At 78.0% G+C, this 14,154-nt stretch carries 9 protein-coding genes; 2 read left to right on the forward strand and 7 right to left on the reverse strand.

Annotated elements, in window-relative coordinates:
* Together ACFWJ4_RS18075 and ACFWJ4_RS18080 are read right to left on the reverse strand one after the other, a co-directional pair.
* The coding region (locus ACFWJ4_RS18075; RefSeq protein ID WP_380545031.1) for a helix-turn-helix transcriptional regulator at nt 1-279 on the reverse strand (279 nt) is incomplete at its 3' end.
* Between the two features lie 319 nt (nt 280-598).
* On the reverse strand, nt 599-3,247 hold the full coding sequence (locus ACFWJ4_RS18080; RefSeq protein ID WP_380545033.1) for a BTAD domain-containing putative transcriptional regulator: 2,649 nt from the start codon (nt 3,245-3,247) through the stop codon (nt 599-601).
* A 325-nt stretch (nt 3,248-3,572) separates the two neighbouring features.
* Here ACFWJ4_RS18080 and ACFWJ4_RS18085 point away from each other — a divergent pair, with 325 nt between their 5' ends.
* Nucleotides 3,573-6,443 carry a BTAD domain-containing putative transcriptional regulator gene (locus ACFWJ4_RS18085; protein ID WP_380545035.1) on the forward strand — a complete coding sequence of 957 codons (2,871 nt, stop codon included), beginning with the start codon at nt 3,573-3,575 and terminating at the stop codon, nt 6,441-6,443.
* A gap of 66 nt (nt 6,444-6,509) precedes the next feature.
* Here the strand turns inward: ACFWJ4_RS18085 and ACFWJ4_RS18090 are convergent, their stop codons facing one another.
* Both ACFWJ4_RS18090 and ACFWJ4_RS18095 read right to left on the reverse strand, forming a co-directional pair.
* Complete coding sequence (locus tag ACFWJ4_RS18090) at nt 6,510-7,148, reverse strand: sigma-70 family RNA polymerase sigma factor (protein ID WP_380545037.1); 639 nt, start codon at nt 7,146-7,148, stop codon at nt 6,510-6,512.
* Nucleotides 7,149-7,422: 274 nt separating this feature from the next.
* Nucleotides 7,423-7,800 (reverse strand): hypothetical protein, encoded by a 378-nt coding sequence (locus ACFWJ4_RS18095; RefSeq protein ID WP_380545039.1) that lies wholly within the window; start codon nt 7,798-7,800, stop codon nt 7,423-7,425.
* A gap of 273 nt (nt 7,801-8,073) precedes the next feature.
* Between ACFWJ4_RS18095 and ACFWJ4_RS18100 the strand changes: the two genes are divergently transcribed.
* Nucleotides 8,074-9,063 carry a hypothetical protein gene (locus tag ACFWJ4_RS18100; RefSeq protein ID WP_380545041.1) on the forward strand — a complete coding sequence of 330 codons (990 nt, stop codon included), beginning with the start codon at nt 8,074-8,076 and terminating at the stop codon, nt 9,061-9,063.
* A 208-nt stretch (nt 9,064-9,271) separates the two neighbouring features.
* Here ACFWJ4_RS18100 and ACFWJ4_RS18105 read toward each other — a convergent pair whose 3' ends face one another.
* The 3 genes from ACFWJ4_RS18105 to ACFWJ4_RS18115 are packed head-to-tail and all read right to left on the reverse strand — an operon-like array spanning nt 9,272 to nt 14,084.
* On the reverse strand, nt 9,272-9,523 hold the full coding sequence (locus tag ACFWJ4_RS18105; protein ID WP_380545080.1) for an RICIN domain-containing protein: 252 nt from the start codon (nt 9,521-9,523) through the stop codon (nt 9,272-9,274).
* Complete coding sequence (locus tag ACFWJ4_RS18110; RefSeq protein ID WP_380545043.1) at nt 9,493-10,737, reverse strand: S8 family serine peptidase; 1,245 nt, start codon at nt 10,735-10,737, stop codon at nt 9,493-9,495. Before ACFWJ4_RS18110 ends, ACFWJ4_RS18105 begins: the two co-directional genes overlap by 31 nt.
* Nucleotides 10,734-14,084 carry a right-handed parallel beta-helix repeat-containing protein gene (locus tag ACFWJ4_RS18115; RefSeq protein WP_380545045.1) on the reverse strand — a complete coding sequence of 1,117 codons (3,351 nt, stop codon included), beginning with the start codon at nt 14,082-14,084 and terminating at the stop codon, nt 10,734-10,736. Before ACFWJ4_RS18115 ends, ACFWJ4_RS18110 begins: the two co-directional genes overlap by 4 nt.
* Between the last annotated feature and the right edge of the window lie 70 nt (nt 14,085-14,154).

Genomic DNA, 14,154 nt, shown 5'->3' on the forward strand with positions numbered 1-14,154 from the left:
CGCCGGGCCCGGCCGCACCCCGCGCGGGCGTCCGGACTGCGCGGCCCGGTCCAGCGCCTCCGCCTGCACGCCGTCCAGCCCGAGCGCCTCGGCCAGGGCCCGCACGGTGCGCCGCTGCGGGCCGCGGGTGCGACCGCGCTCCATGTCCCCGAGGGCGCGCAGGCTGACCCCGGCGGTCGCGGCGAGTTCCTCCTGGGTCAGGCCCGCCGCCACCCGGTGCCCCGCCAGCAGACAGCTGAACTCGTTCGCGTCCGTGTCCGTACCGCCCCCGGCCGCCATGCCCCGCCCCCACTCACTCGGTCCTGCGCAGTTCCGCACTTCTGCCTGGAGTCGCCTCCGGCGGTTCGTTCCAGGCAGAAGTATGCCCGGGCGGACGGATTCCTCCCAGTCGCCCCTCCCTCAGGATATCCGCCCAGGTCAGGAGGGATGCGTGCGGACGGGGCGACGCAGGCGGGGGCGGTTGCGCGGGAGCGGACCGCCGATAGTTCCGCCTGTGGTTCCGCCGGCCGATCAGCGGTTTTCCGCCACGGACGGCCGGTCTCCGGCGGCGGTTTCCCGCCGCCGGGGCGGCCGGGGCAGGGCCCGGCGGGTGGCGGCCCTACACCAGGCGTCTCGCCTCCGCGCCCTCAACGGTGCGGCCGAGGGCGTCCAGCAGGTCGGCGAGCAGGCCGTGGGAGCGGGCTTCGAGAGCCGGGTCGCCGACGGTGCGGCCGAGGGCGACGGCGAGCCGGGCCGAGGAGAGCGCGGCGTCCCGGCGGCCGAGCGCGTGCAGGGCGCGGGCCCGGCTGTGGGTGGCGAGGACGGCCTCGGCGCCGCCGGAGCGGGCGGTGGCGGCGCGCACCGCCTCGTCGGCGTGGCGCAGGGCGGGCCCGGGGTCGCCGGCCAGGACGAGCGCGTCGGCGAGGTCGGTGAGCGCGCGGACCAGCAGGTGGTCGGTGGCCGGGGTGCGGGCGGCGGCCACCAGGTCGCCGAGCATGGGCACCGCCCGCTCGTACCGGCCGGTCCGCAGCAGCGCGGCCGCCACCCGGCTGCGGCAGTGGTGGCGCAGCGCCGCGTCGCCGGCCCGGTCGGCGGCGTCGACCGCCCGCTCCAACTGGTCGGCGGCGGTGCGGTGGGCCGCGCGGTCGACGTGCAGGACGGCGAGGTCGGTGCCGAGCCGGGCGACCGCCGCCTCGTCCCGGTCCGCGTGCGCGGCGCGCAGCCCGGCCTCGACCACGGCCCGCCAGTGCGTCCGGTCGTGGCCGGTGGTCTCGTACAACCGGCCGACCCGGTGGGCGAGTCGCCAGGCCGCGGTGGGCCGTCCCTTCTGCTCGGCGCAGAGCACGACGGCGCGCAGGGCGCTCTCCTCGCGGCGGAACCAGGCCGCCGCCGACCCGCTGCCCCCGGCCGCCGCGCCCCCGGCCTCCGCCCCCTCGCCCGCCCAGTCCGCGGTGACGTCCAGGTAGTGGGCGATCAGCCGGTCGAGGGCCAGGTACCGCTCCTCGCAGGCGAGTTCGGCGGCCTGCGCGGCGGCGTGGCGGCGGACCAGCTCGCGCCGGGCGTACCGGCCGGGGCTGGTCTCCTCCAGCAGGTGCACGGCGTCGAGCCGGGTCAGCAGGGTGCGGGCGGTCGCGGGCGGGAGGTCGGCGAGGGCGGCGGCGGTGTCGGTGCCGATCTCCGCGCCGGGGTGCAGGCCGAGCAGGGTGAACAGCCGGGCGGCGTCCGGGGCCAGCGCGCGGTACGTGCGGTCCAGGGCGGTGGTGAGGCCGAGCGGGCCGCGGTCGGTGCCGGTGCCGGCGCCGGAGAGGGCGGCCAGGCCGGTCTGCTCGTCGGCGAGTTCGGCGGCGAGGTCGGCCGCGGACCAGTCGGGCCGGGCGGCGAGGCGGGCGGCGGCCAGCCGCAGCGCGAGCGGCAGGTGGTCGCAGCGCTCGGCGAGTTCGGCGACGGCCTCCGGCTCACCGGCCGTGCGGTCCGGGCCGAGGATGCGGGCGAGCAGGTCGGCGGCCTCGTCGGCGCCGAGCGCGCCGAGCGGCACCGGTATGCCGCCGGTACGGACCAGCAGGTGGCGCAGCCGGCTGCGGCTGGTGACGATCGCGACCGGGGCGGGCTCGCTGTCGGTGGCCGGCGGGTCGGGCAGCAGCGGGGCGAGCTGCTCGTAGGAGGCGGCGTCGTCCAGGACGACCAGCATCCGCCGGCCGCCGATCAGTTCGCGGTAGCGGCGGGCGCGGTCCTCGGGTTCGGCGGGCAGCGCGTCCGGGTCGACGCCGAGGGCGGTGAGGAGCTCCCCGAGCACCTCACCGGGTTCGCGCGCCCCGTCCGGGTCGAAGCCGCGCAGTTCGGCGCGGAGGACGCCGTCCGGGAAGTAGGCGTCGCCGTGCCGGGCCGTCCACTGCCGGACCAGGCTGGTCTTGCCGACCCCCGCGGGCCCGGTGACCAGGATCGGCCGGCCGTCCCGCGCGGCGGGCAACACCTGGTCCAGCCGGGCGAGTTCGGTGCTCCGGCCGACGAACCGGCGGTCGGCGGCGGGCCGGGCGCCGGCCAGCTCGCCGGCCCGGCGCAGTTCGGGGCCGGGCGGCCAGCTGAGCCGGGCCACCGCCCGCTCGTAGCGCTCCCGCGCCTCGGCGCTGCGCCCGTCCTGCTCCAGGCAGCGCACCAGCCGGGCGGCCAGCGGCTGCCGGGCGGGGTGGCCGTCGGCGGCCTCGTCGAGTTCGGCGGCCAGCTCGCCGCCCCGGCCGGCCCGGAGCAGGCCGTCGGCCAGGAGCTCCAGGGCGCGCAGCCGCAGGTCGGTCAGGTACGGGAGGGTCCGCTCGCGCAGCAGGGCGGAGCCGCAGTCGGCGAGCGCCGGACCGCGCCAGAGGTCCAGCGCGGCGCGCAGCAGGGGCAGTGCCCGGTCCGGCGCGGCGCCCCGCGGCGGGCCGGCGGGCTCGGGGAGCAGCACGCCCGCCTGCTCGCAGAGCCGGGCGAAGCGCAGCACGTCGATCCGGTCGGGCTCACCGGCCAGCAGGTAGCCGGAGCCGCGGGTGTCGAGTTCCAGCCCGGGGCCGTCCAGCAGTTGGCGCAGCGCCGCGACATGGCCCTGCAGGGCGGCCCGCGCGGTGGGCGGCGCGCAGCCCTCCCAGACCAGCTCGATCAGCTCCTCGGTGGCCACCGTCCGGTTCAGCCGCACGGCGAGCGCGCTCAGCAGCGCCCGGCGCTTGGGCGCCGAGGGCGTCACCGCCGTCCCGTCCTCCCGCCGCACCACCACCGGTCCGAGCAGATCGATGTGCACGCGCCCGTTCCCCTCCCCCGTCCTCGACTCCCCGGCCCGACCGAGGATAGGGCCGGTCAGGCCCTTCGCGCCGGTCCGGGGCCGTCCTCGGGCACCGTACCGCGCGGGTACGACACGGCGCCCCGGCCGAACCGAGGGGTACGACACGGCGTTCCGGCCCGATCCCCCGCCGGCGCAACCATCGGCCGCTCCCGACGCGTCAACCGGGGGCAGGGACGACCGACCGACATGACCGGACATCTTCTCGCACTACACTGCTCCACCCCGAGGGCCGATGGCCGCTTCGGGGCGTGATGCGCGGTTCTGCGGTGAAGTGGGGGTACTGGTGCGGATTCGGCTGCTCGGGCCGGTGGAGTTGCGGATCGGGGCAGGCGGCTTCACGAGCGTGGCGGGCGCGCAGCGGCGGGCCGTGCTGGCGCTGCTGGCGCTGCGGCTGGGGCACCTGGTCACCGTGGACCAGCTGTGCGAGCTGCTGTGGGACGAGCAGCCGCCGCCGAGCGCGCGGGCGGCCGTGCAGGGCCACGTCGCCGCGCTGCGCAAGGTGCTCGCCGGCACCCCGTTCGAGCTGCACACCCGGGACTCCGGCTACCTGCTGGCCGGGCCGGCCGACGAGGTGGACGCGCTGCGCTTCGAGGAACTCACCGGCGCCGCCGACCGGCAGGCCGGCCACGGCGACTGCGCCACGGCGGTCGCGCTGCTGGAGGGGGCGCTGCGGCTGTGGCGCGGCGAGGCGCTGGCCGACCTGCCCGACACCCCGCTGCGCTCCGCCGCGGTGGACCGGCTGCGGCAGTCCCGCACCGCCGCCCTGCTCCGCTGGGCCGGGCTGCGGCTGGGCCAGGGCGCCGGGGCGTCGGCCGTGCCGCTGCTGGAGCAGGGCGTCCGGATGGACGGGCTGCGCGAGGAACTGGTGGCGCTGCTGATGCGCTGCCTGCACCAGGCGGGCCGGCCCGCCGAGGCGCTGACCGCCTACCACCGGGCCCGGATGCGGCTCGCCGAGGAGCTGGGCATCCACCCCGGCCCGGCGCTGCGGGCGGCGCTCGCCGAAGTGCTGGCCGACGACCGAACGGTGGAGCCGCCGGCCGCCGCTCCCCCGGCCGCCGAGCCGGCGCCGCAGGCCCCGCAGGCCCCGCCGGTTCCGCCGGTCCCGCTGGTTCCGCGCCAACTGCCGCGGCGCCACCCGGACTTCGTCGGCCGCACCGGCGACCTGGCCCGTCTCGACCGGGCCTGCGGGCCGGGCCCCGACGGGGGCGGCCGGGCCGGGGACGGCCCGGTGCTGGTGGTCGGCCCGGCCGGGGTGGGCAAGAGCGCGCTGGTCACCGCCTGGGCGCACCGGGTCGCCGACCGCTTCCCGGACGGCCTGCTCCACGCCGAGCTGCGCGGCCTCGCCCCGGACGGCCCGGCCCGGCCCGAGGCCGTCCTGGCCGGCTTCCTGCGCGCGCTCGGCGTGCCGCAGGACGGCATCCCCGCCGGGCGCGCCGCCCGGGCGGCGCTCTACCGCGAACGCACCGGGGGCCGGCGGCTGCTGGTGCTGCTGGACGACGCCGCCGACGCCGACCAGGTCGCCGACCTGCTGCCCGCGGGCCCGGCCGGCACCGCCGTGGTCACCGGCCGGGGCGCGCTGGAGGGCCTGGTCGCCCTGGAGGGAGCGACCCTGCTGCGCCTGGCCGCACTGCCCGAGGACGACGCCCTGGACCTGCTGGAACGCGCGCTGACGCCCGAACGGCTGCGCGCCGAGCCGGAGGCCGCCGCCCGGCTCGCCGGGCTCTGCGACCGTCTGCCGCTCGCCCTGCGGATCGCCGCCGCCCGGCTGGCCGCCCGGCCGGACTGGACGATCGCCGAGCTGGTCGCCGAACTCGCCGACGAGCGGACCGGGCTGGCCGCCCTGGACGCCGACGGCACGCTCTCCGTCGCGGGCCGCCTCCGGCTGACCCACCGCCGGCTCTCCGAACCCGCGGCCGAACTGCTGACCGTCCAGGCCGCCCACCCCGGCCGCGAGCTGGATCCTTCGGCGAGCGCCGCGCTGCTCGGCAGCGACACCGCCACCGCCCACCGGGCGCTCGGCGAGCTGACCTCCCACCACCTGCTCACCGGCACCGCCCCCGGGCGCCACGTCCGCACCGACCTGGTCCGGCGCTACGGCGCCGGGCTGCTCGCCGAACGGCCCGAGCGGCACCGGCGGCTGCTGCGCGAACGCCTGGCCGACCACTACCTCACGGCCCTGCGGCACTGCGGCTCCTTCCTCGACCCCGGCCAGGAGGACACCGCCCCGCCCGCCGGCCCGGCGCAGTCCCTGCCGGCCGCCGTCGACATCCGCACCGCGCTCGACTGGTTCGACGCCGAGGAGCCGGCGCTCTCCGCGCTGGTCGCCTCCCCCGACACCGACCCGGCGCGCGCCTGGCGGCTCGCGCTGACCTGCGGCTCGCTCTACTACGGCGCCGGCCGCTTCACCGACTGGCTCGCCTGCGCCCGGCTCGGGCAGGCGGCGGCCGAACGGTGCGGCGACCCGGTCGCGCTCGCCCTGCTGCTCAACTGCCGGGCGCAGGCCCTGGTCGCGCTGGAACGCCGGCAGGAGTCCGCGGAGGCGGCCCGGCGGGCGGTGGCCGCCGCCGAGTCCGGGACCGGGCCCGCGGCCGTGTCCGCGCACGTCCGGGCGCTCGCCACGCTGGCCATGGTCACCGCGATGCTCGGCCACGGCGCCGAGGCCGAACGGCTGGCGGCCGGCGCCACCGCGCTCGCGCTGGAGTCCGGCGACCGCCGGCGGCTGGTCGACGCCAAGGTGCACCAGGGCTGGGTGAGCCTGGCCGTCGGGGACCGGGAGGGCGCCCAGCGCCGGTCCCGCGAGGCCCGGGAGCTGCTGCCGGCCACGCCCGTCACCCAGGTCCACCTCTGGTCGCTGCTGACCGAGGCGCAGGCCCTCCCGCCGACCGTCCGCGACGTCGCCGCCGACCTCGCCTGGCACCGGCTGCTCGCCGCGTGCGAGGAGGCCGGCCTGCTGTACCTGCACGCCCTGGCCGAACAGTCCTACGCCGCCCACCTGTCGGCCCGGGGCCGGGAACCGGAGGTGGGTGCCAGGCTGCGCTCGGCGCTGGAGCGCTTCCGCTCGCACGACCGGCGCGCGGGCTACCGGAGCGGGTTCACCACCGGCCTGGAGGCGTCGCTCAAGCTCCGTACCGGGCGGCGGCCGGCGGACGGCTGACCCGGGCGGCGGCCGGCCCTGGCGGAGGCCGGCGGGCCCGTGCCGCCCGACGGGACGGCGGCCCGGTCAGCCCGCGGCCGAGGCGGCCCCGCGCTCCGTCGGGGCGTACCCGTGCTCCGCCGCCAGCACCGGGCGCAGCGCCCGGATCGCGTAGAAGTTGCGGGACTTGACCGTCCCCGGCGGCACCCCCAGCCGGGCCGAGGCCTCCAGCACCGAGCGGTCCTTGAGGTGCAGCTCGACCAGCACCTCGCGGTGGTGCTTCTGCACCCGGCGCAGCGCCAGCGCGATGTCCCGGGCCACCACCACCCGCTCGTAGGGGTCGTCGGCGACCGGCCGGTCCTCCATCGGCTCGCCGATCACCTCCTTGGCGCGGGCGGCGGCCATCCGGTAGTGGTCGATCGCGATCCGGCGGGCGACCGTGAACAGCCAGGGCCGGCTCGCCTCCGGCCCGGCGGACAGCGCCTCCGGGTGCTGCCAGGCGCGCAGCAGGGTCTCCTGGAGGATGTCCTCGGCCTTGCCGCGGTCCCCGCCCGTGGCCCGCAGCAGCGCGCGCAGCAGGTAGCCGCCGTGCAGCCGGTGGATCTCGGCGAGCGTGTCCGGGTCGAGGGTCTGACGGGCCGGGGCGGTGACGCCTTCCGGCGCGTCCGCCGGACCCTCGGACGACGGGGTGACGGACGTGGGCTGGGCGACGGACGGCTTCGACACGCGCTACCTCTCAGGTCGGGCAGGGGCGCAGCACGGGCAGGGCGTGCTGGGCAGCGACCGGACATCCCCCGGCGGTGGCTGCAACAGCACACTGCCGGAGGCCGCCAAGTCCGCACCAAGGCAGCACCAACGCCCCCGCCCGGGGCACTCGGACCGGTCCCGGGTGCCACCGTTGGCGGGCGCCGACGACTGTTGGCCGGTCGTTAGCGGCCGTGAGCCGCGGCGCCCGCGCCGCCGCCCGGACGGCGCCCCCGACCGCCCGGGCCCGGCGGTGTCAGCCCCCGCCGAGCGCCCGGAGCAGCTCCTGCACCCCGTCCTCTCCCCGGTGCTCGATCAGCACCGCGACCCAGCCCGTCAGCCGCTGCCGCTCCGCCGCCGACCACTGCGGGGCCGACGGGTGCTCGTCCACCACCAGCGCCGTCGCCATGTCCAGCAGCGCCGTCGCGGGCCGCGGCCACCACCGGCCCTCCGGCACCACGCGCAGCGCCAGCCGTCGGGCGACCGCGATCACCTCCTCCGCCTCCGCCTCGGGCACCGCCAGCGCGGCCGGCCCGTCCGCGCTCGGCGCCCCGGCCCGCACCAGGGCCGCGACGAACTCCCGCGCCTCCGGCCCGTCCGCGGCCATGCCGCGTCCCTCCCCCGTCCCGTTCACGGGACTCACGCTCCTTCCGACTCGGTGGCACTCGGCAGGCGCCGGGTGCCACCGGATGACGGTACCGATCGGTAGCCGGTGGGGCGGAGGGTTTTCCGATGCGGACCTCCCGATGCGACCAGGGGTGCTCCGTGCACCCTGCCCCGCTCAACGGGCCCCCCACCGAGGGCGGTTCAGTGAACCGGAGCGGCGCCTTCAGCCGTACTCCCGGCTGTACGGGCCGGCCGGACCGGAGGCACCGGTCCGGCGCACCCTGGACCAGGAGGTCATCCGATGGCTTTCTCCGACGGCACCGCGGGCGCGGGCAGCACCACCCCGGCCGCACCCGACTACTCGCCCGCCGCCTGGCCCGAGCCGGTCGCCCTGCTGCCCCGGCGCCCGCTCGACCCGCTCGGCACCGTCCTCATCCCGCCCGCCGAACGGCAGCTGTTCACCCGCGCCCTGACCGTCGAACCCCCCTCGGCGGCGCCCTCGGCCGTCCCTCCGGCGGAGCCGCCGGCCCGGGACACCGACACCGGCGCGGCACCCGGACCGCCGCCCGCCCCGCCCGCACAACGCCCCGGCACGGACCTCCCGCGCGCCCTGCGGCTCGTCCTGCCCGGCGGCGGGGAGGCACGGCGGCGGCGCCTGGTCGAACGCGTCCGGGTGCCGCTGCGGGCCTGCCACCGGATCGCCGTCCTGGGCGGCCCCGCCGAGGGGGCCGCCGCCGTCCTCGGCGCCCTGCTCGCCGAGCACCGGGCCGACCCGGTGCTCGTCCTGTCCACCGCCGGTCCCGCCGGGAGCGAGTGCCGTACCGGCGGCCGACTCGTACTGCGATCCGTACGACCCGACCCGGCCGCCCTGCGGGAGGCCCTCGACGAGGCCCGCGGCCACTACCCGGTCGTCCTCGCCGACACCACCGGCGCCCCGGCCGAGGTCCAGCTCGCCGCCGTCGACCGGGCCGACCAGCTGCTCCTCTGCGCCCCGGCCAGCGCCGACGGCGCCCGCACCGCCGAAGCCCTCCTCGACCACCTCACCGCCCTCGGCCACGACCGGCTGGCCCGCGGGGCGACCGCCGTCTTCACCCCCGCCCCGCCCACCGAGCGCCCGGTCGCCGGCCGCGACCTCCTCCCCCACTTCCGCACCCGCTGCCGCGGCGCCCTCGCCCTCCCGCTCCCGGGCCGCCCCCAGGCGGCCCCCGCCGCCCTGCGCCCCCGGGCCCGCCTCGACTACCTCGAACTCGCCGCCCTCGTCGGCGACGCCATGGCCGAACGCCGGGGCTGAGGGAGGCCGCAGAAGGAGCGACCCACCGGACGGGCGCAGGCCAAGCCGCTCCCTGGCCTCCCTGCGGGCGCCGGGAGGCCAGGAGGCCGAGAAGAGGACGGCGATCCGCCGCAGGGCACCGCCTCGCCCACTCACGAGGAGGCCCTCCCCCGCGGTCCACGCCGGGAAGCCCGCGCGGCAGGCCGCCGCGACCGCGTCCGGGCGCGGCTCAGCGCCACTTCCGGGTGGCGGACCCGTTGCACTGCCACTGGTCGGCGGTCGCTCCGTTGTGGGTGGCGTCGCCCCGGATCTCCAGGCACTTGCCCGAGTTCGCGTTGCCGAGCGCGCCGGTGGGATACCAGTACCACTGCTGGGTTTCCGACCCATTGCAGTCCCACTGGCCGGCGCGGGCACGTCGACCTCGCCGGTCTCCCCCGTCCCGCCGACCCGTCAGCTCTCCTCCGCCCGGCCCGGGCGCCAGCCCCGGGCGCGGGCGCGGGGGGCCACCGCGCCCGCCGCCGCGACGAGGGCGACGAGGGCGAGGGAGGACAGCGCGATCAGGCCCGCCCGGTGGCCGGCGTCGGTGGGGGGCGGGACGGGGGGCATGGTGGGGGCTGCGGCCGCGGTCGGCGGGGCCGGGGCGCCGGGCGCCGCGAGGCGGGTGACGGCGGCGACGGGGTCGACGGTGCCGTGGCCGTACTGGGGGTCGGGGCTGCGGTAGGCGGTGGCTTCCAGGCGCTGGGTCAGCTGGTCGACGGTCAGGTCCGGGCGGTAGCCGAGGACGAGGGCGGCGGTGCCGGCCACGAAGGCGGTGGCGAAGCTGGGGCCGGCGCCGGTGTAGTAGCCGCCGGGGGCCGGGCCGGGGCCGGTGACGGCGTCGCCCGGGGCGGCGAGGTCGACGCGGCCGCCGACCGGGACGGCCGAGGGGCCGTCCGGGAGCGCGCCGCCGGGGGCGAGGTCGCGGACGGCGAGCACCTCGGGGTAGGCCGCCGGGTAGACCGCCGGGACGGCTTTGGCGGTTCCGGAGCCGTCGGTCGGGACGGTGTCGGGTGCGGCCGGGGCGACGATCAGCGCGCCCTTGCCGCGCGCCGCGCGCACCGCGGCGGCCAGGGCGTCGGTGCCGTTCGGCAGTGCCACCCCGACCGCGATGACCCGCGCGCCGCGGTCGGCCGCCGCGGTGATGCCCTGGGCCACCAGGTCCGCCGAAGGGGTTCCGGCCTCGTTGGTGACCGGGACGGCGAGGATCCGGGCGCGCGGCGCGAGGCCGGCGAAGCCCGCTCCCTCGCGCTGGTCGGCGGCGATCAGGCCGGCCAGGAAGGTGCCGTGGCCGACGCAGTCCTGGGCGGGGTCGGGGCCGCCGGGCAGCTGGGCCAGGTCGAGCCGGCCGGCCAGCAGGCCGCTGCCGTCCTTGACCCCGGAGCCGAGGACGGCGACGGTGACGCCCTCGCCGCGGCTGAGCGGCCAGACCCGGTCGGGCCGCAGGAAGGTCTGCGGCCAGGGGGTGAGCTGGGTGCCCTTGGTGGACGGCGGCAGGCAGCCGGCCGACCGGCCGCTCGCGTCGCGCCGCTGCTGGCTGACGCCGGGCAGGGCGTCGGGGCCGGCGGGCGTGTCGGCGGCGGCCGGGCCTGCCACGGGCAGCAGCAGCCCGGCCAGGAGCGGTGCGGCCACCGCCCGGGCCAGGGGCGCCCGCTTCATGCGAGGCTGCCGATCCGCTCGGCCGGGATGTCCTGCGGCAGCAGCAGGCTGAGCTCGTCGAGGTCCGCGATGTCCAGCCGGGACAGCCGGCCCGCCTGCCGGGTGATCATCGCTTCCAGCACCTGCCGGGCGAACCGCCCGTTGCCGAAGGAGCGGTCGCGCGGGACGGCCGCGAACAGCGTGCCGAGCGCGGCCAGGGTCTCCGGGGTGCAGGTGTAGCCGGCGGCCTCGGCCTGCACCCGGACGATGGTGACGAGTTCGTCGTCCGCGTAGTGGTCGAAGGTGATCTCCCGGGAGAACCGGGAGGCCAGGCCGGGGTTGGAGGCGAGGAAGCCGCGCATCTCCTCCTGGTATCCGGCCACGATCACCACGACCTCGTCGCGGTGGTCCTCCATCAGCTTCATCAGGGTGTCGACGGCCTCCTGCCCGAAGTCCCCGCCGGAGCCGTTGCGGGGCGTCAGGGTGTACGCCTCGTCGATGAACAGCACGCCGCCGCGGGCGCGTTCGAAGGCGTCCCGGGTGAGCTGGGCGGTGTGGCCGATGTAGCGGCCGACCAGGTCGGCGCGGGCGGTCTCGATCAGCTGGCCCGAGGGCAGCACGTCGAGTTCGGCGAGGAGTTCGCCGTAGAGCCGGGCGACGGTGGTCTTGCCGGTGCCGGGCGGGCCCGAGAACACCAGGTGGTGGCTGATGGTGGCGGCGGGCAGCCCGGCCTCGACCCGGCGCCGGGTCTGCCGGGTCAGGTTGACCAGGTCCTCGACCTGCTCCTTGGCGGCGGCGAGGCCGACCATGGCGCGCAGCCGGTCGAGCAGGCCGGGTTCGTCGGCCTTCGCCTCGTCGGCGGCGGCCTGCTCGCCCACGTCGGCGGGCAGCAGCCGGGTGAGCGCCTCGTTGTCGAAGTGCTCCAGTTCGGCGAGCCTGGAGGCCTGCCGGTCGACCATCTCCTCGAACACCTTGCGGGCGGCCCGGCCGTTGCCGAAGTCGGCGCCCTTGGGCATCCGGTCGAAGTGCGCGGCGAGCGCCTCCCGGGTGCCCTCGACGAGTTCGTAGCCGTGCCCGGCGGCGGCGTGCTCGACGATCGTGGTGAGCTCCTCGTCGCTGTAGTTCCGGAACTCGACGGTGCGGCTGAACCGGGAGGCCAGGCCCGGGTTCGAGGCCAGGAACTCGCGAATCTCGGCCTCGTAGCCGGCGACGATCACCACCAGGTCGTCGCGGTGGTCCTCCATCAGCTTGACCAGGGTGTCGATGGCCTCGCGGCCGAAGTCCGGTCCGGTGCCGCCCGAGCCCGCCGACAGGGTGTACGCCTCGTCGATGAACAGCACCCCGCCGAGCGCCTCCTTGACCACCTCGGTGGTCTTCAGGGCCGTCCCGCCGATGATCGAGGCGACCAGGTCGGCCCGGGCCACCTCGACCAGGTGGCCGCTGCGCAGCACGCCGAGCTCGGCGAGGATCGCGCCGTAGAGCCGGGCGACGGTGGTCTTGCCGGTGCCGGGCGGGCCGGCGAAGACGAGGTGCCGGCTCATCGGCAGGGCGGGCAGACCGGCCTGCTCCCGGCGCCGGGCCAGCTTGTTGAGGTTGACCAGGGTGGCGACCTGCTCCTTGACGCCCTGCAGCCCGACCAGGGTCTGGAGGACGGCCTGCGGGCCCTGCGGTGCGGCCGGGGCGGGAGCCGCGGCGCCCTCGGCCGGGGCGTCCGACCCGTCGGCGGCGGGGGCCGCGCCGGGCTCGGTGGTGGCGACGGCCGCCGCGCCGTGGGCGTCCGGAGAGCGGTTGTCCCGGCTGTCGAGGTTCTCCACGGCGAGGCGGTCGGTCGGCTCGGTCTGCCGCAGCCCGGCGCCCTGGTTCTCGGCGGCCACGCAGTCGGTGAGCCGCACGGGCTCCACGGAGTCGGAGCGCAGCCCGTCCACGGTGTTGTCGCTGAGCTGGCAGGCGGTCAGGGTGGCGCGGGCGCCGGACCGCAGGTGCAGCCCGTGCCGCCGGTTGGTCCGCAGCCGGGTGCGGGTGGCGGTCAGGTCGCCGCCGTGCTCGACCTCGGCGCCGTCCAGGGCGTTGTCGGCGGACTCGACGTCGCGCAGGGTGGCGATGCCCTCGGCGCCGACCGAGATCCCGCAGGATCCGCTGCCGCGCACCAGGCTGCCGCCGAGGTAGGTGTTGGCGCCGTCGGCGATCCGCACCCCGTGCCCACCGGCGTCGACGACGGTGACGTCCTCCAGCCGGCCGCGCCCGTCGCGCAGCGCCTCGATCCCGTGGCCGCCGGCGGCGGTGACGGTGCTGCGGCGCAGCAGCGGGTTGGCGCCGTCGCGCACCACGATGCCGACGCCGGCCGCGTCCCGGACCTCCAGGCGGTCGAACTCGGCGGCGCTCTCCCCGGTGAGTTCGACGCCGTCCGTCCCGGCGTCGCGCACCACCGCCCGCACCAGGCTGGGCCCGGCCGACTCGCCGACGTGGATGCCGGCCAGGGCGGGGGCGGTGACCTCGCAGTCCTCCAGGGTGCCCCGGGCCCGGCCGGCGATGTGCAGGCCGTGGCCCTGGGGGCGGACGGCCCGGCAGCGGCGCAGCAGCGGGTCGGTGCCGTTGGTGAGGACGTAGCCGTGGGCGCGCACGGCGGTGACGGTGCAGTCCTCCAGCACGACCCGGGCGGTGGAGCCGATGAAGACGCCGAGCGCGCTGTCCCGGATCTCGGTGCGCAGCAGCCGGGTGGTGCTCTGCTCCTCCAGGGCGACGGCGGGCTTGTCGGTGGCGGAGATCTCGCAGTCCTCGACGAGGCCGCGCGCCTCGCCGTTGGCGCACAGGCCGTTGCCGCGCGCGTCGCGCAGCACGCAGCGCCGGACGGTCGGGTTGGACCGCTCGCCGATGACCACGGCCGAGGTGCCCAGGTGCTCGATGACGCTGTCCTCGATCACGCTGGTGCCGGTGGAGGTCTCCACCAGCCCGGCTCCGGCCGGGTTGGTCACCCGGCTGCCGCGCATGGCGAGTTCGCCCTGCTGGCGGGTGAGCACGGCGGTCCACGCGTTGCCGATCACCTCGCAGTCCTGCATGGCGAGTTGGCCGCGCGGGACGTCGACGGCGGGCAGGTCGTCGTCCTGCCCCTGGAGCACCAGGCCGGTGAGCTGGACGGCCTCGGTGAGCACCTGGACCACCGAACCGCGGCGGGGACTGATCCGCACGCTGCCCCGGACGTCCTCGGCGGTGATGCTCACCACCTTGGTGAGCACCAGGTTCTCGTCGTACCGGCCGGGGCGGACCGAGATCACCGCGCCGCTGCGGGCAGCCTGGAGGGCTTCGCCGATCGTGCGGTAGGAGCCGGGCTCCCGCTGCTCCGCGCAGACCGTCAGCACCGGGCGCGACATGCCTGGGGTTCCCTTCGTCGTGGGGCGTTGTTGTTCGGGTTGTTCTGGTGGTTCGGGTTGTTCTGCTGGT

The sequence above is a fragment of the Kitasatospora sp. NPDC127067 genome, from assembly GCF_042724755.1.
GTDB classification, from domain to species: Bacteria; Actinomycetota; Actinomycetes; order Streptomycetales; family Streptomycetaceae; genus Kitasatospora; species Kitasatospora lactacystinica.

What these genes read in the sequence shown, in the direction of transcription:
- ACFWJ4_RS18100 (WP_380545041.1), top strand. Translation starts at nt 8,074, where the DNA reads ATGGCTTTCTCCGACGGCACCGCGGGCGCGGGCAGCACCACCCCGGCC.
- ACFWJ4_RS18115 (WP_380545045.1), bottom strand. Translation starts at nt 14,084, where the DNA reads ATGTCGCGCCCGGTGCTGACGGTCTGCGCGGAGCAGCGGGAGCCCGGC.
- ACFWJ4_RS18110 (WP_380545043.1), bottom strand. Translation starts at nt 10,737, where the DNA reads ATGAAGCGGGCGCCCCTGGCCCGGGCGGTGGCCGCACCGCTCCTGGCC.